Below are 17346 nucleotides of genomic sequence, written 5' to 3'. Positions count from 1 at the left end.
AAAAACCTCGGCCGATGCCCATCGTCCGAGGTTTTTGTGTTTCAGGCGGCGCCTTTTCGCATACCCGCCCAATACGCCTTGATGCCGTTCAAAGACGAACCAAGCTGTGCGGCAAATCCGTGACGCCTCGACATTGCCGGCTTCTCGATGAAGTGCCAGGAAGCCATGGCCGCGACCAGTACGATTGGAAACGCCACGAGCATCATGCTGAGCGGTCCGATCCCTTTGAACTGATGCGCCAGAATCTCTTGTACAGGGAAGGCATAGATGTACACGCCATACGAGTAATCGCCCAACTGGTTATAGCGGTCAACGAAAGTATGGGTGGCGAACCCGAGATAAAAAATCAGATAGGTCCAGGCAATCACGAAGGTTTCGAAGAAAAATGCCGTCTGCCAAGACCACACAGCCAGCCCTGCCAACGGCAGGAACCAGATGAAACGATGCTGGATGTGCTGCCGGTAGCGGTACAGCGACATGCCCAATATGAACGGCAGACTCCAGGTGAAGAAGAACTGCGCGCGATGCATATCGTTGAGCACATCCGTGTTGGCCAGAGCGGCCTTGAACGCGACATAGGCAATGACATACAGCAGAAGGAATACGCCGAAGCGAAGGCCTCGCCCATAGAACGCGAATGCCCCCAGGCCGCCGACCAGCACATACAGCGTGACCTCATAGAACAGCGTCCACAGCGATCCGTTGATGCCAGGCCACGGGTTGTCTTCGAACAGCCCCGGCAACTGGAATCGCATGCTGAACAGCATCAGGTTGTTGCTCAGATAGCTGTAAATTGCGCTGGAGCGCAAATATTCCACCGTACCCAGTGTCGTAAAGATCGGGCCGATCAGAAACACGCTCAACAGCAGGACCACCATCAGCCCCGGATAAATGCGCAAAAACCGCGCGCAGAAAAAGTCCAGGCTGCTGGGGGCGCGATCACGGCTCAGGGAAATGAAAAACCCCGACACGCAGAAAAAGGTGATGACCGCCACTTCACCCAATGAGAAACCCAGCCATTGGGCCAGCGGTTCAACGGCGGTGCTGCCTTGCGCCAGGGGATAGCTGTGCGAAACCAGGACCGCTGTGGCGGCGAGCATTCTGATGAGATTGAAATTATTGTTTCGTCTGGAAGCCAGATCACCCAAAGTATTCATATCGCCTCCGCCCGCGCCCAGGTCAACAACGTTCCGGTCCATTCGCCGCTGTGCATACGTCCTGAACAACGCAATCCTGAGGGCTGGAGTTATGTTCCGACTCTGGAACCATACACCGGCCGTATACGGCGTCTAATTGCCATCACTAATCGCCCCCTGAATAAGTTGGTTGCCAATAATTTGACCAAAGGCACCGTTCGATAGATTTTCTTGTAGTGGGTGGCGGTTTCTTTCGTTCAGCTGCGTTTTTCTGGAAGTGCACATGTCTGCCGAGTCAAAGCGAACCCTGCAGCAAACCATCGAAGGCCTCAGACTTGAAGGCGACGGGGCTGCGCAGTGGCGCGAGTGGGGCCCGTATGTCAGTGATCGTCAATGGGGGACAGTGCGTGAGGACTACAGCGCCGACGGCGATGCCTGGGCGTACTTCCCTCATGATCACGCCCGCAGTCGTACCTATCGTTGGGGCGAGGATGGGCTCGCCGGCTTTTCTGACAAGTCGCAGCACTGGTGCCTGGGCCTGGCGCTATGGAACGAGCGCGACCCGATCATCAAGGAGCGCCTGTTCGGCCTGAACAATGCCGAAGGCAATCACGGCGAGGACGTCAAAGAGCTGTATTTTCACGTCGACGGGGTGCCCAGCCATGCCTACATGCGCATGCTCTACAAATACCCGCACGCGGCGTTCCCCTACAGCGATCTGGTCGAGGAGAACGCGCGACGCGGACTCAATGACCCGGAATACGAAGTGCTGGATACCGGGGTTTTCAACGACAACCATTATTTCGATGTGAGTATCGAATACGCCAAGCACACCCCCGATGACATCCTCATGCGGGTAACGGTGAGCAATCGTTCCGATCGCTCAGCGCGTCTGCACGTAATGCCGCAGTTGTGGGCGCGGGACGTGTGGAGCCGGGCACCGGAAAATTCGTGCCCTGCCCTCCTACTGCAAGGTGATCGGGTCATCGCCAGCCATCCTGCCGAACCGGCTAAGCACGTCACCGCCTGGGGGCATCAACCCTGCCAGTGGCTGTTTTGCGAGAACCGCAGCAACACTCCAAGGCTTTTTGCCCAGCCAGCCGCAGGGCCTTTCAAGGACGGCATCAACGAGTATCTGGTGTCGGGAAACCTCGATGCGATCCGCAGTGACGCAGGCACCAAGGCCGCCGCGCATTTTGTGCTGGAGCTTGCGGGCGGCGCCTCGCAGATGATCTACCTGCGCTTGGCCCCGGCGGATGCTGCGCACGTGAATGCCAGAGCGCTGTTCGAGCAGCGCCGCGAGGAAGCCGATCATTTTTATGCGGTGTTGCAGCAGGACTTGCAGGACGCCGATGCGCGTAACGTTCAACGTCAGGCGTTGGCCGGGTTGCTGTGGTCCAAACAGCTCTATTACTTCGACGTCAAAGCCTGGCTTGAGGGCGATCCTGGACACGCTCCGCTGCCGGCCTCGCGGCTGCATATTCGCAACAGTCAGTGGCGCCATCTGTGCAATTTCGACATCGTCTCGATGCCGGACAAATGGGAGTACCCCTGGTACGCGTCCTGGGATCTGGCGTTTCAAGCCGTGGCCTTCGCGTTGATCGACATTGGTTTCGCCAAGGACCAGTTGCTGCTGCTGGTCAAGGATCGCTTTATGCACCCCAACGGTCAGCTCCCGGCTTATGAATGGCGTTTCGATGATGCCAATCCACCCGTGCATGCCTGGGCTTGCTGGCGCGTCTATCAGATGGAAAAGGCGCAAAAGGGCGCAGGGGATGTGGTTTTTCTGGAGCGGGTTTTCCACAAGCTGCTGTTGAATTTTTCCTGGTGGGTCAATCGCAAGGATGCCGAGGGGCACAACATCTTTCAGGGCGGGTTTCTCGGGCTGGATAACATCGGCCTGTTCGACCGCTCGGCTGCCCTCGCCCCGGGTTACCAACTCGATCAGGCGGACGGCACGGCGTGGGTTGCCGGGTACGCACTGGACCTGATGCGTATCGCCTTGGAGCTCGCACAGAACAATGAGGTGTACGTCGACATTGCGGTGAAGTTCTTCGAACACTTCCTTTATATAGCCGGCGCTATCAATGAGGTCGACAAGGACGACGAAGAAGGCCTGTGGGATGACGAAGACGGCTTCTTTTACGATGTGCTGCACGGTCCGGACGGTCGCCGCGAGTCAGTGCGATTGCGATCGTTTGTCGGGCTGATTCCCCTGTTTGCCGTACGCGTGCTCGAGCAGCGCGAACATGAAGGGCTCAAGGATTTGCGTGAACGGCTGCTGGGTTTCCTGCACCACCGTCCTGACCTGGCCGCGCTGATCTCCCGCTGGACTGAACCCGGCAAGGGCAATCGCCTGCTGTTGGCATTGTTGCGCGGCCAGCGCACCAAGGACCTGATCAGGCGCATGCTCGATGAAAGCGAGTTTCTCTCCGATTTCGGCGTGCGCTCTCTGTCGCGCTTTTACGGTGAACGGCCGTTCAGCATGCAGGTCAATGGCAATGCCTTGTCGGCCGATTATGAGCCCGCAGAGTCAAACTCGCGGTTATTCGGTGGCAATTCCAACTGGCGCGGCCCGGTCTGGATGCCGCTCAATTACATGTTGATCGAGTCCCTGCGCGAATTTCATCGCTACTACGACGAGAGTTTTTCGGTTGAATATCCAAGCGGTTCGGGTTATCTGGCATCACTTGATGAAGTGGCTGACGGACTAGCCGACCGTATAAACAGACTATTCCTACGAAATGAGCAGGGTAATCGTCCTTCGATGGCGGGTTATCCACAGCTTGAATTGGACCCCGAGAGTCGGGATCTGGTGTTGTTTCATGAATATTTTCATGGTGAAAACGGGCGCGGGCTTGGGGCATCACACCAGACTGGCTGGAGCGCTCTGGTGGCATTACTGTTGCAACCGAAGGCGTAAACCGCGGGGCCGGTTTAGCGGACAGGACGTTTCATAACCAAGGAGCTGTAACTGGATGTCGTTTCGCAAGTACCAGACCGTGCTGGCCATCCCACGGGTTCTACCCGCCACATTGTTCATGTTCGTCGCAGGCTTGCCGCTGACGATCATGAGCCTGACCCTCAGTTTGCATGTGCTCAACGAACTGGGCCGTGGATATTTCGATGCCGGCGTCGTCGGCACCGCCACCGCGCTGGGGTTTGCGGTGGGCTCTCCGTTGCTGGGGCGCAAGATCGACCGGCACGGCCTGCGCCCGGTGGTCGCCGTCTGTGGGACGTTATCCACAATCGCCTGGATGTTGTTGCCCGTGGTGCAATACCCGGTCTACGTTTGTCTGGCGTTTGTCGCGGGGGTATTCACCGTTCCTACCGGCTCGCTGGCGCGGCAGTTCGTCGCCAGCCTGGTGCCAGAAGACAAACGCCGCCCCGCTTACTCGCTGAACATGATGCTGATGGAGCTTGGTTTTGTCATAGGTCCGGCGAGCGGCATTCTGCTGATAACCACCGACTCGGCGACCGCGACCATCTTCGGCATCGGCGCATGGCGTGCGATTGCCTATGTCGTGCTGTGGAAGCTGAATTGGCCGACCCGCTCTCTGGATGAAGTCGCCCAAGACTCGGACCGGGTCCGGCCAAAGCTGCGCACCTGGATGAGTGGCCAACTGCTCGCGGTGATGTTTGTCAGTGCAGGCGCGCTGTTCGTGCTTTATGGCACCGAATTGGCACTGATCGCGGTATTGCGCGCCAACGGCGAAATCGCGTTCACCGGCTACGTTATTGCCGCCATGTCGGTCGCCTCGATTGTCGGCGGTTTCGTCCATGGCATCGTCCACCGATCGTGGTCGCAGACACGGCTTGCCTTGGCGATGAGCCTGCTGCTGTTGCCTGTCGCCCTGTTCGACCAGGTGTGGTGGTGGTTATTGCTGGCGCTGTTGCCGACCAATCTGCTGTGTACCCCGACGCTGGCGGCCGGCTCGGAAGCGGTGGCCAAGCTTGCGCCTGCCAGCGTGCGCGGCGAAGTCATGGGGATGCATGACTCCGCTTACCGGATCGGTCAGACGCTGTCCGCGCCATTGGTGGGGTTGGCCATCGACAGCCTTTCGCCGGCATCAGGCTTTGTCGCAGCGGCGTTGGGAGGTCTGGTGCTGATCGCGCTGGCGGGGCTGTGTAATCTGCGGTTGGCCAGATCAAGTCGAATGGCTTGAATCTGAAATCGGTCCTGAACCCTGCGAGGCTCAAGGCCGATGTTTTCAGCGCAGAAAATTGCCCCGCAAAAAAACTTATGCACGTTTTGGGTCTGATAATCGCGGGCGGAAATAAGCAGCTAAATTAACAACTTACGTACGATTATCAGAAAATTTACGGATTTGGTGCACAGGTTATCCACAATTCATGTGGGCAGTTTTTCCGGCGTCGCTGCAGGCGTCGCGGGCGAGCCCAAGGCTTTCTGCGTGGCTTCGTTCCAGGCCGATACACGGTCATTGAGGGCCGCGACTGCGCGCGGGCCTGTGCCTTCGGCGTACATGGGCTCGCCGATGACCACCTCAATGGTGCCGGCCTTCTTCCCCCAACCATCCCTTGGCCAGTATTTGCCGGCATTGTGAGCGATTGGCAAAACCGGCAAATCGGCGTTCACCGCCAAGGCGGAGCCGCTGCGTGAGAATTTTCCGATCTGGCCATAGGGCACCCGAGTGCCTTCAGGGAAGATCAGCACCCAGACACCATCTTTGAGTAGCTCGTCGCCCTTCTTGGCCACCACCTTGAGCGCGGCCTTGGGATTGTTGCGATCAATAGCGATCGGTCGCAGCATCGCCATCGCCCAGCCGAAAAACGGCATGTACAGCAGCTCGCGCTTGAGCACCTGGCTCAGCGGCTGAAAATGCGCCGACAGAAAGAATGTCTCCCAAGTGCTCTGGTGATTGGAAACAATCACACACGGCGTCTTCGGAACATTTTCCTGGCCCGTCACATTGACCCTGATGTTCAAAATGACCTTGGTCAGCCATACCGCGCAGCGACACCAGTAGACATTGATGAAGCGATAGCGGGCGGGGAATGGCAGAAAAGGCGCGACGAAGAAACTCAGCGAGCACCACAGCAGAGAGCTGGTGCCCAGCAGCAGGTAAAAGAAGAAGATCCTGATGGCCTGCACTATCGACATAGCTGCTTTTACCGTACGGGCGTTGCCCGGATTGAGCGTGCCGTTGAACGACTTGTCAGCCGTTCAACGAGGCGCTGTTGTGGATAAGTTCTGCGGCAACCGCCGCCAGATCGTCAAAAATCAACGTTCCCGCCGGTAATGGATTGCTCCGCGTCTTGTGACCTTTGCCTGTCATTACCAGAACAGGTTGAGAGTCGACGGCCACCGCCGCCTCCAGGTCACCCTTGCTGTCGCCGACAAACCAGATTCCTGGCAAGTCCACGGCATAATGGCTGGCGATGGTGCGCAGCATCCCGGGTTTGGGCTTACGACAATCGCAGCCGTGGTCCGGACCATGGGGGCAGTAAACAATCAGACCGACCTCGCCGCCCTGCTCCGCCACCAGCTCACGCAGGCGCGCGTGCATGGCGTCGAGGGTGGCCAGATCGTAATAACCGCGAGCAATGCCGGACTGGTTGGTAGCGACCGCCACCGTCCAGCCCGCCTGGCTCAGTTGCGCGATCGCCTCGATCGAGCCGGGAATCGGAATCCACTCCTGCACCGACTTGATGTAGGCGTCGGAGTCCTCGTTGATCACTCCGTCCCGATCGAGAATCACTAGCTTCAAATCATGCGCTCCCGCCTCAGCCCGGCTCAACCGAGCAGGGAAATGTCGGCTACACCCAGGAACAGATTGCGCAGACGTGCCAGCAGCGCGTAACGGTTGGCGCGTACGCTGGCGTCTTCTGCGTTGACCATCACCGCCTCGAAAAAGGCATCGACCGGTTCGCGAAGTGCTGCAAGACGCGCCAGCGCCTCGTTGTACTGACGATTGGCCGACATTGGCGCGACCGCCTGATCGGCCTGCTGGATCGCCGAATACAGCGAGAACTCATTGGCGTTGTCGAAGTACTTGGGTTCGACCGTCTGGGCAATATTGCCTTCAGCCTTGCCCAGCAGGTTGGAAACGCGCTTGTTCACGGCGGCCAGGGCAGCGGCTTCCGGTAGCTTGCGGAAAGCCTGGACGGCTTGCACGCGCTGATCGAAATCCAGTGCCGAGCCCGGTTGCAGGGCACGAACCGACAGATAGACCGAGACATCCACGCCTTCATCTTCATAACGCGCACGCAGGCGGTCGAAGATGAACTCCAGGACTTGCTCAGGCAGGCCGGCAGGCTTGATCTTGGCGCCGAATTGCGCGACCGCGAATTGCACGGTCTTGATCAGGTCCAGGTCGAGCTTCTTCTCGATCAGGATGCGCAGGATACCCAGGGCCGCGCGACGCAATGCGTACGGGTCCTTGCTGCCGGTTGGCAACATGCCGATACCGAAGATGCCGACCAGGGTGTCGAGCTTGTCAGCGATGGCCACCGCAGCGCCGGTCAGGGTGCTCGGCAGTTCAGCGCCAGCACCGCGCGGCATGTATTGCTCGTTCAGCGCCAGCGCGACATCTTCCGGCTCGCCATCGGCCAGCGCGTAGTAGTAGCCCGCCACGCCCTGCATTTCGGGGAACTCGCCGACCATTTCGGACGCCAGATCGCACTTGGACAACAGGCCCGCACGCGCGGCGCGTTGAGCGTCGCCGCCAATGCGCGGGGCAATGAAGGCCGCCAGTTTGGAAACGCGTTCAGCCTTGTCGAATACCGTGCCCAGTTGCGCCTGGAACACCACGTTTTGCAGACGCTGGTTGAAGGTTTCGAGCTTCTGCTTCTTGTCCTGCTTGAAGAAAAACTCGGCGTCGGTCAGGCGTGGGCGCACGACTTTCTCGTTACCCAGCACGATCTGCGACGGATCCTTGCTGTCGATGTTGGCCACGGTAATGAAGCGCGGCAGCAGTTTGCCTTCGCTGTCCAGCAGGCAGAAATACTTCTGGTTGTCCTGCATGGTGGTGATCAGGGCTTCCTGAGGGACGTCCAGGAAACGCTCTTCGAACGAACACACCAGCGGCACCGGCCATTCGACCAGGGCCGTCACTTCGTCGAGCAGCGCAGGCGGCACGATGGCCGTGCCTTCGTGCTGGGTCGCGAGCTCTTCAACACGCTTGCTGATCAGCTGGCGGCGCTCGTTGAAGTCGGCCAGCACGTGGGCGGCGCGCAGGTCGCTGGCGTAATTGGCCGGCGAGGTGATACGCACGTTTTCCGGGTGGTGGAAACGGTGACCACGGGATTCACGGCCTGCGCTCTGGGCGAGGATGGTGCAGTCGACCACCTGGTCGCCGAACAGCATCACCAGCCATTGGGTAGGACGCACGAACTCTTCCTTGCGCGCACCCCAGCGCATGCGCTTGGGAATCGGCAGGTCGTTGAGCGAGTCCTCGATGATGGTCGGCAGCAGGCTGACGGTTGGCTTGCCGGCGATGCTCTGGCTGTAGCGCAGTTTCGGGCCGCTCTGATCGATTTCGCTCAGGTCGACACCGCATTTCTTGGCAAAACCCAGTGCCGCCTGGGTCGGGTTGCCTTCAGCGTCGAACGCGGCCTGACGCGGCGGGCCATCCAGATTGACGCTGCGGTCGGGTTGCTGGGTTGCAAGCTCGGTAATCAACACGGCCAGACGACGCGGGGCGGCATAGACCTGCTTGGCGCTGTAGGTCAGCCCCGCAGCTTGCAGGCCTTTTTCAATACCCGCCAGGAACGCGTCAGCCAGGGTGTTCAGTGCCTTGGGTGGCAGTTCTTCGGTGCCCAGTTCAACCAGGAAATCTTGAGCACTCATTGTGCAGCCTCCAGCTTAGCCAACACTTCATCGCGAATATCGGGTGCGGCCATCGGGAAGCCAAGCTTGGCCCGGGCCATCAGGTATGCCTGGGCCACGGAACGCGCCAGGGTGCGCACGCGCAGGATGTATTGCTGACGCGCGGTCACGGAAATCGCGCGACGGGCATCGAGCAGGTTGAAAGTGTGCGAGGCCTTGAGCACCATTTCGTAGCTCGGCAATGGCAGCTCGACTTCGATCAGGCGCACCGCTTCGCTTTCATAGAAGTCGAACAGCTCGAACAGTTTGTCGACGTTGGCGTGTTCGAAGTTGTAGGTCGATTGCTCCACCTCGTTCTGGTGAAACACATCGCCGTACGTGACTTTGCCGAACGGGCCGTCAGTCCAGACCAGGTCATAGACCGATTCAACGCCTTGCAGATACATCGCCAGACGCTCGAGACCATAGGTGATCTCGCCGGTCACCGGGTAGCACTCGATGCCGCCGACTTGCTGGAAGTAGGTGAACTGCGAAACTTCCATGCCGTTGAGCCAGATTTCCCAACCCAGGCCCCAGGCGCCCAGGGTTGGCGATTCCCAGTTGTCTTCGACGAAGCGCACGTCATGCACCAGCGGGTCGAGACCGACATGCTTCAGCGAGCCCAGGTACAGCTCCTGGAAATTGTCCGGGTTCGGCTTGAGCACGACCTGGAACTGGTAGTAATGCTGCAGGCGGTTCGGGTTCTCGCCATAACGGCCATCGGTAGGACGACGACTCGGTTGAACGTAGGCTGCGTTCCAGGTTTCCGGGCCGACGGCGCGCAGAAACGTGGCGGTGTGGAAAGTGCCGGCGCCCACTTCCATATCGTAGGGCTGAAGTACCACACAACCTTGCTCAGCCCAGTATTGCTGGAGGGCGAGGATCAAGTCTTGGAAGGTACGCACGGCTGGCGTAGGCTGGCTCACGAAATTCACCTGTACTGGGGGGCTGCGATTTAAAGAGCGGGAGTATACCCGATTCGGCAGCGCCTCCACCCTTGGGAGCCCTATGCCACGCTGCTTTTGGTGCAACGAAGATCCGCTGTACATGGACTACCACGATCAAGAGTGGGGCGTGCCGTTGCGCGATGCGCAGATGCTGTTCGAGTTTCTATTGCTCGAAGGGTTCCAGGCGGGTCTGTCGTGGATCACCATTTTGAAGAAGCGTGCGCGTTATCGCGAAGTGATGTTCAACTTCGACGTGCAACGCATCGCCAGCATGACCGATGCCCAGATCGAGGAGCTGATGCTCGAGCCCGGCATCATCCGCAATCGCCTCAAACTCAACGCCGCGCGCAAGAACGCTCAGGCCTGGCTGCGGCTGCAAGACCCGGTCGCATTCGTCTGGTCATTTGTCGGCGGGCAGCCAAAGGTCAATCACTTCAAGGATCGCAGTGAAGTGCCGGCCATCACTGCCCAAGCCGAAGCGATGAGCAAGGCCCTCAAGAAAGCCGGTTTCACTTTCGTCGGCCCGACCATTTGCTACGCCTATATGCAGGCCACCGGGATGGTCATGGATCACACCGTCGATTGTGATCGGTATGCGCAGTTGGTTCCTCCCGCATGACGCAGCGGGCCGCTCCAGTAGCAGTCCGGCTTGTTGGCGGTAGCGGTTTCAAATGCGCCATCGTCGGCTGGCCGGACTGCTACTGGCTTGCTGGTCGCTCTGAAGAATCATCTACGCCCCGCATCCAGACATCTGTTGGTTACAATGGCCGCCTCATCTGTTCAGGAGTGATCTGTGGATAAGTTCAAAGGCGCCTTGATGGTCGGTGCATTGCGGCTGTTTGCCCTGCTGCCGTGGCGCGCCGTGCAATGGGTTGGCACCGCTATCGGTTGGTTGATGTGGAAGCTGCCCAATCGATCTCGCGAAGTCGCACGCATCAACCTTTCCAAATGTTTTCCCGAATTGAGCGCTGGCGAGCTTGAAGCGCTGGTCGGTCGTAGCCTGATGGATATCGGCAAGACCCTCACCGAAAGCGCCTGTGCATGGATCTGGCCCGCGCAGAAATCGATCAATCTGGTTCGCCAGGTCGAGGGTCTGGATGTGCTGAAGGACGCACTGGCTTCCGGCAAAGGCGTGGTGGGCATCACCAGTCACCTGGGCAACTGGGAGGTGCTCAATCACTTTTACTGCAGCCAGTGCAAACCGATCATTTTCTATCGCCCGCCCAAACTCAAGGCGGTGGATGAACTGCTGCGCAAGCAACGTGTGCAATTGGGCAATCGCGTGGCGGCGTCGACCAAGGAAGGCATCCTCAGTGTCATCAAGGAAGTGCGCAAGGGCGGCTCGGTGGGCATTCCCGCAGACCCGGAGCCCGCCGAATCGGCCGGTATTTTCGTGCCCTTCTGCGGCACCGTTGCGCTGACCAGCAAATTCGTGCCGAACATGCTGGCGGGCGGCAAGGCGGTCGGCGTATTCCTGCATGCCATGCGCCTGGACGACGGTTCTGGCTACAAGGTGGTGCTGGAAGCGGCGCCCGAAGACATGTACAGCACCGACACCGCCACCTCCGCCGCGGCCATGAGCAAAGTGGTCGAGAAGTATGTGCGTGCGTATCCGAGCCAGTACATGTGGACCATGAAGCGCTTCAAGAAGCGGCCCGAGGGTGAGAAGCGCTGGTATTGAGTCCTACCCGCAACCATCGCACCGCTGTAGGAGTGAGCTTGCTCGCGGTAGCGTTATTTCAGCCACTGTAATGTTGACTGACACGCTGCAATCGCGAGCAAGCTCACGCCTGCAATGTCCGTGGGCGGTTCAGAAAAAGCTCAAGCCCACCTGAAACAACCGCTCCACATCGCGGATGTGCTTTTTATCCACCAGAAACATGATCACATGGTCGCCGGATTCGATGACGGTGCTGTCGTGGGCGATCAGCACCTCGTCGGCGCGGGTGATGGCGCCGATGGTGGTGCCGGGCGGCAGGTTGATGTGCTTGATCGCTTTGCCGATCACCTTGCTCGAGCCCGCGTCACCGTGAGCCACGATTTCAATCGCTTCAGCCGCGCCGCGGCGCAACGAGTGCACGCTGACAATATCGCCGCGTCGTACGTGCGCCAGCAGCGTACCTATCGTCGCCAGCTGGGGGCTGACGGCGATGTCGATCTCGCCACCCTGCACCAGATCCACATAAGCGGGATTGTTGATGATGGTCATGACCTTTTTCGCGCCCAGCCGTTTGGCCAGCAACGAGGACATGATGTTGGCCTCATCGTCGTTGGTCAAAGCCAGGAAAAGGTCGGCGTTGTCGATGTTTTCTTCCATTAGCAAGTCACGGTCCGACGCGCTTCCGTGCAGGACTACCGTGCTGTCCAGGTGGTCGGACAAATACCGGCAACGGGTCGGGTTCATCTCGATGATCTTCACCTGGTAGCGGCTCTCGATGGCCTCGGCCAGGCGCTCGCCGATCTGCCCGCCGCCCGCGATGACGATGCGCTTGTAGCTTTGGTCCAGGCGGCGCATTTCACCCATCACTGCGCGAATGTCGGCTTTGGCCGCGATGAAGAAGACTTCGTCGTCCGCTTCGATGACCGTATCGCCTTGGGGAATGATCGGACGATCACGACGGAAAATGGCGGCGACGCGGGTGTCGACATTCGGCATGTGTGTACGCAGCTGGCGCAATTGCTGCCCAACCAGCGGACCGCCGTAATAGGCTTTGACCGCGACCAGCTGGACCTTGCCCTCGGCAAAGTCGATCACCTGCAGCGCACTTGGGTACTCGATAAGGCGCTTGATGTAGTTGGTGACGACTTGTTCGGGGCTGATCAGCACGTCCACCGGAATGGCATCGTTATCGAACAGCCCGGCACGGGTCAGGTACGCCGATTCGCGCACGCGGGCGATCTTGGTGGGGGTATTGAACAGCGTGTAGGCCACCTGACAGGCGACCATGTTGGTTTCATCGCTGCTGGTTACTGCCACCAGCATGTCGGCGTCGTCGGCCCCGGCCTGACGCAGCACGGTGGGGAACGAGCCGCGACCCTGCACGGTGCGGATGTCCAGCCGGTCACCCAGTGCGCGCAGGCGATCCGGATCGGTGTCGACCACCGTGATGTCATTGGCTTCGCTGGCCAGATGCTCGGCCAGGGTACCGCCGACCTGTCCTGCGCCGAGAATGATGATCTTCAATCAGCCTCTCCTTGAGTTTCTCGTGTTCGGCCATCCCGGTAGGAGGGAGCTTGCTCGCGATTGGATGATGCCAGTCAACTTCACAGTGGCTGAAGTAACGCTATCGCGAGCAGCTCACTCCTACAGGGGAATCAGTCTGAGTGCGCCGCAACCTTGATCAGTTTGGCGTAATAAAAGCCGTCATGACCGCCTTCCTGCGCCAGCAACTGGCGACCGTGAGGTTGCTTGAGGCCCGGTGGCGGGTTGCCTTGCTGGCCGGCAATGTCCAGCTCACGTGCTCCCGACGTGCGGGCCAGAAAGGCCTCGATCACTTCGGTGTTTTCCGTGGGCAGCGTCGAGCACGTGGCGTACAACAGCATGCCGCCGACTTCAAGCGTCGGCCATAACGCATCGAGCAGCTCACCCTGCAGCGTCGCCAGGGCCGCAATGTCGTCGGCCTGACGGGTCAGCTTGATGTCGGGATGACGGCGAATGACGCCTGTCGCCGAGCAAGGCGCGTCGAGCAGAATGCGCTGGAACGGCCTGCCGTCCCACCATTGATCGGTAGCGCGGGCATCGGCGGCGATAAGCTCGGCGCTCAGCCCCAGTCGGTCGAGATTTTCCCGCACACGCACCATGCGCTTGGCTTCCAGATCCACCGCGACCACACCGCCCAGATCAGGCTGCACTTCAAGCAGATGACAAGTCTTGCCACCCGGCGCGCAGCAGGCGTCGAGTACGCGCTGGCCCGGTGCCAGCTCCAGTAGATCGGCCGCCAGTTGCGCGGCCTCATCCTGCACGCTGATCCAGCCGTCGGCAAAACCCGGCAGCGAGCGAACGTCGCAAGGTTCGGTCAGGACAATTGCGTCCTGACTGAACGCGCCGGCAGCAGCGGCGATGCCTGCGTCTTGCAGCAGATCAAGGTACTGAGCGCGGGTCTTGTGTCGGCGATTGACGCGCAAGATCATCGGCGGATGGGCGTTGTTGGCCGCGCAGATGGCTTCCCACTGCTGCGGCCACGCCGCTTTCAGGGCCTTTTGCAGCCAGCGTGGGTGGGCGGTGCGCACCACGGGATCATGTTCCAGCTCGGTCAGCAGTTGTTCGCCTTCACGCTGGGCGCGACGCAGCACGGCGTTGAGCAGCGCCTTGGCCCAAGGTTTTTTCAGTTTGTCGGCACAGCCGACGGTCTCGCCGATGGCGGCGTGAGCGGGAATCCGCGAATAGAACAGCTGATACAGCCCCACCAGCAGCAATGCCTGGACATCGTTGTCTGCGGTCTTGAAGGGTTTTTGCAGCAATTTGGCCGCCAGCGCCGACAGCCGAGGCTCCCAGCGCGCCGTGCCGAATGCCAGATCCTGAGTCAGTCCCCGATCACGGTCTTCGACCTTGTCCAATTGCGTCGGCAAGGAACTGTTGAGCGAGGCCTTGCCACTGAGTACGGCAGCCAGGGCCTTGGCTGCGGCCAGACGCGGATTCATTGCGCGCGCTCTTGTTGATCGCAGGCCTGTCCCAGCACGGTGCCGACAGCGAACTTCTCGCGGCGACTATTAAACAGATCAGCGAAACCAAGCGCTTTGCCGCCTGGCAATTGCAGGCGCGTGAGACGCAGGGCGGTCTGTCCACAGGCAACGATCAGTCCGTCCTTGCTGGCGCTGAGGATAGTGCCCGGCTCGCCCTGCCCTTCGGCGACCTGGGCGGCCAGCACTTTCAGCGCTTCGCCGTTGAGCGTGCTATGACAGATCGGCCATGGATTGAAGGCCCGTACCAGACGCTCCAGTTCTTCGGCCGGACGCGTCCAGTCGATGCGCGCCTCGTCTTTGTTCAACTTGTGGGCATAGGTGGCGAGGCTGTCATCCTGCACTTCACCAACCAACGTGCCATCTGCCAGACCCGTGATCGCTTGCAACACGGCGACCGGACCCAGTTCGGCCAGACGATCATGCAGTGTGCCGCCGGTGTCCTCGGCGCTGATCGGCGTGATCGCCTTGAGCAGCATGGGACCGGTGTCCAGCCCGGCTTCCATGCGCATCACGGTCACGCCACTTTCGGCGTCGCCGGCTTGCACAGCGCGCTGGATCGGCGCCGCCCCGCGCCAGCGTGGCAGCAGCGACGCGTGGCTATTGATGCAACCCAGGCGCGGGATATCCAGCACCACTTGCGGCAGGATCAGGCCATAGGCGACCACCACCAGCAAGTCGGGGTTGAGCGCGGCCAGTTCTGCCTGTGCCTGCGGGTCGCGCAGGGTCGGCGGTTGCAGCACATCAATGCCGTGTTGCAAGGCAAGTTGCTTGACCGGGCTTGGCATCAGCTTCTGGCCACGGCCCGCCGGACGATCAGGCTGGGTATAGACCGCGATCACCTGGTGAGGGCTGGCGAGCAGGGCTTTGAGGTGTTCGGCGGCGAATTCCGGGGTGCCGGCGAAGACGATGCGCAATGGCTCAGTCATGGGCTTCTCGTTCGGTAAATAAAAAAGGCCTTTGAACAGGCCTTTTGGGGTGAGGGATCAAGCGTTCTGCTTGTGCTGTTTTTCCAGCTTTTTCTTGATCCGGTCACGCTTGAGACTGGACAGGTAGTCGACGAACAGCTTGCCGTTCAGGTGATCGCATTCGTGCTGGATGCACACGGCGAGCAGGCCTTCGGCGATCAGTTCATAGGCCTGGCCGTCGCGGTCCAGGGCCTTGACCTTGATCTTCTGCGGACGGTCGACGTTCTCGTAGAAGCCAGGCACTGACAGGCAGCCTTCCTGGTACTGATCCATTTCGTCGGTCAGCGGTTCAAGCTCGGGGTTGATGAATACCCGCGGCTCGCTGCGATCTTCGGAGAGATCCATTACAACGACCCGCTTGTGTACGTTAACCTGCGTTGCCGCCAGGCCGATGCCAGGGGCTTCGTACATGGTTTCAAACATGTCGTCGACCAACTGGCGGATGCCGTCGTCCACCGCAGCCACCGGCTTGGCGATGGTGCGCAGGCGCGAATCGGGAAACTCGAGAATGTTCAGAATGGCCATATACGTAAGCGCTGCACTGTAGGGTAAAGTCAAAATCGGCTGCTAGGCTGTGGACGTCACAAGCGGGCAGCCTTAGTAAAACCGAAGTCTCGCAGGACTCAATGTTTCACGCGAAGCCAACATGATAAAGGGATTCACCGCATGAGGAAATCACTACTCGCCCTGCTGCTGTTGGCCGCGACTGGCCTTGTTCAGGCGCAAGTACAACTGAGGGAAGGCCATCCACAGAGTTACACCGTTGTCGGCGGTGACACACTTTGGGGCATTTCCGGGAAGTTTCTCAGCCAGCCGTGGAAATGGCCGCAGCTCTGGAGAGCCAATCCACAGGTGCACGACCCTGATCTGATCTACCCCGGCGACACCCTGATCCTTACTTATGTGGACGGTCAGCCAAGGATCATGGTCAACCGGGGTGAATCGCGCGGCACGATAAAACTGTCCCCACGAGTACGCAGTACGCCTATCGCCGACGCCATTCCAACCATCCCGTTGGGCGCGATCAATGCCTTCCTGCTCAACAACCGCATCATGGACACGGCCAAACAATTCGATGATGCGCCGTATATCCTGGCCGGCAATGGCGAGCGTGTGCTCAGTGGCGCCGGAGACCGGATCTACGCACGGGGCAGCTTCGACCCAAGCCACACCTCCTACGGAATCTTCCGTCAGGGCAAAACGTACTTCGACCCCGAGACCGATGAGCCGCTAGGCATTAACGCGGACGACATCGGCAGCGGCCAGATCGTGGCCAACGAAGGCGACGTGGCGACCCTGCAGATGCAACGCTCGACCCAGGAAGTGCGTCTGGGCGATCGCCTGTTCGTCAGCGAAGAGCGTGCGATCAACTCGACCTTTGTTCCCAGCGAGCCGGCCAGGCCTGTCGACGGCATGATTATCGACGTGCCACGCGGCGTCACCCAGATTGGTGAATTCGATGTAGTGACGTTGGACCGTGGCCGCAAGGATGGCCTTGTCGAAGGGAACGTCTTGGCGATCTTCAAGGCCGGTGAAACCGTGCGCGACCGGATCAGCGGCGAGCAGGTCAAGATTCCTGATGAGCGGGCTGGCCTGGCGATGGTGTTTCGCACGTATGATCGGCTGAGTTACGCGATGGTTCTGCATGCCACCCGATCTCTGGCGGTGAACGACCGGGTGCACAATCCGTAATGCTATGTATCAGCTGCCTCACACTTTTTTCCACCGCCATGCTTCACTTATCTAATAGTTGTTAACAGAGTTATCCACAGGTTTGCCCACTTTAT

At 59.7% G+C, this 17346-nt stretch carries 14 protein-coding genes; 5 read left to right on the top strand and 9 right to left on the bottom strand.

The features are described 5' to 3' along the window. Positions 1-41: 41 nt before the first annotated feature. Positions 42-1157, bottom strand: a complete 1116-nt coding sequence (locus ACI2KS_RS26115) for an acyltransferase family protein (protein WP_404623914.1) — start codon at positions 1155-1157, stop codon at positions 42-44. Between the two features lie 262 nt (positions 1158-1419). Here ACI2KS_RS26115 and ACI2KS_RS26110 point away from each other — a divergent pair, with 262 nt between their 5' ends. Continuing rightward, positions 1420-4059: an MGH1-like glycoside hydrolase domain-containing protein gene (locus tag ACI2KS_RS26110; RefSeq protein ID WP_404623913.1), complete on the top strand. Its 2640-nt coding sequence runs from the start codon at positions 1420-1422 to the stop codon at positions 4057-4059. 55 nt (positions 4060-4114) lie between these two features. Continuing rightward, complete coding sequence (locus ACI2KS_RS26105; RefSeq protein WP_404623912.1) at positions 4115-5302, top strand: MFS transporter; 1188 nt, start codon at positions 4115-4117, stop codon at positions 5300-5302. Positions 5303-5487: 185 nt separating this feature from the next. Here ACI2KS_RS26105 and ACI2KS_RS26100 read toward each other — a convergent pair whose 3' ends face one another. The 4 genes from ACI2KS_RS26100 to glyQ are packed head-to-tail and all read right to left on the bottom strand — an operon-like array spanning position 5488 to position 9890. Continuing rightward, positions 5488-6258 (bottom strand): lysophospholipid acyltransferase family protein, encoded by a 771-nt coding sequence (locus ACI2KS_RS26100; RefSeq protein ID WP_404623911.1) that lies wholly within the window; start codon positions 6256-6258, stop codon positions 5488-5490. A gap of 55 nt (positions 6259-6313) precedes the next feature. Continuing rightward, positions 6314-6865 carry a D-glycero-beta-D-manno-heptose 1,7-bisphosphate 7-phosphatase gene (gmhB, locus tag ACI2KS_RS26095; protein ID WP_404623910.1) on the bottom strand — a complete coding sequence of 184 codons (552 nt, stop codon included), beginning with the start codon at positions 6863-6865 and terminating at the stop codon, positions 6314-6316. Between the two features lie 26 nt (positions 6866-6891). Next, entirely contained in the window at positions 6892-8946 is a 2055-nt protein-coding gene (glyS, locus tag ACI2KS_RS26090) for a glycine--tRNA ligase subunit beta (RefSeq protein ID WP_404623909.1), read from the bottom strand. Then, entirely contained in the window at positions 8943-9890 is a 948-nt protein-coding gene (gene glyQ, locus ACI2KS_RS26085; protein ID WP_404623908.1) for a glycine--tRNA ligase subunit alpha, read from the bottom strand. The genes glyS and glyQ overlap by 4 nt, the downstream gene beginning before the upstream one ends. An 82-nt stretch (positions 9891-9972) precedes the next feature. On the opposite strand from glyQ, the gene ACI2KS_RS26080 reads away from it, so the two are divergent. Both ACI2KS_RS26080 and ACI2KS_RS26075 read left to right on the top strand, forming a co-directional pair. Next, positions 9973-10530, top strand: a complete 558-nt coding sequence (locus ACI2KS_RS26080) for a DNA-3-methyladenine glycosylase I (RefSeq protein WP_404623907.1) — start codon at positions 9973-9975, stop codon at positions 10528-10530. Positions 10531-10704: 174 nt separating this feature from the next. Further along, positions 10705-11592 (top strand): lysophospholipid acyltransferase, encoded by an 888-nt coding sequence (locus tag ACI2KS_RS26075; RefSeq protein WP_404623906.1) that lies wholly within the window; start codon positions 10705-10707, stop codon positions 11590-11592. Positions 11593-11721: 129 nt separating this feature from the next. Here ACI2KS_RS26075 and trkA read toward each other — a convergent pair whose 3' ends face one another. The 4 genes from trkA to def all read right to left on the bottom strand — a co-directional run bounded on the left by trkA (position 11722) and on the right by def (position 16084). Continuing rightward, entirely contained in the window at positions 11722-13095 is a 1374-nt protein-coding gene (gene trkA, locus ACI2KS_RS26070; RefSeq protein ID WP_404623905.1) for a Trk system potassium transporter TrkA, read from the bottom strand. A 131-nt stretch (positions 13096-13226) separates the two neighbouring features. After that, entirely contained in the window at positions 13227-14552 is a 1326-nt protein-coding gene (gene rsmB, locus ACI2KS_RS26065; protein ID WP_404623904.1) for a 16S rRNA (cytosine(967)-C(5))-methyltransferase RsmB, read from the bottom strand. Further along, on the bottom strand, positions 14549-15520 hold the full coding sequence (fmt, locus tag ACI2KS_RS26060; protein ID WP_404623903.1) for a methionyl-tRNA formyltransferase: 972 nt from the start codon (positions 15518-15520) through the stop codon (positions 14549-14551). Before fmt ends, rsmB begins: the two co-directional genes overlap by 4 nt. A gap of 57 nt (positions 15521-15577) precedes the next feature. Continuing rightward, on the bottom strand, positions 15578-16084 hold the full coding sequence (gene def, locus ACI2KS_RS26055; RefSeq protein ID WP_404623902.1) for a peptide deformylase: 507 nt from the start codon (positions 16082-16084) through the stop codon (positions 15578-15580). A 141-nt stretch (positions 16085-16225) separates the two neighbouring features. Here def and ACI2KS_RS26050 point away from each other — a divergent pair, with 141 nt between their 5' ends. Then, positions 16226-17251: a LysM peptidoglycan-binding domain-containing protein gene (locus ACI2KS_RS26050; protein WP_404623901.1), complete on the top strand. Its 1026-nt coding sequence runs from the start codon at positions 16226-16228 to the stop codon at positions 17249-17251. Positions 17252-17346 lie beyond the last annotated feature (95 nt).

Origin of the sequence: Pseudomonas sp. NPDC087358, assembly GCF_044900785.1 — a bacterium.
Lineage (GTDB): Bacteria > Pseudomonadota > Gammaproteobacteria > Pseudomonadales > Pseudomonadaceae > Aquipseudomonas.
Note: the sequence above shows the minus strand (reverse complement) of the source record. Positions and strands in the feature narration are given on the sequence as shown.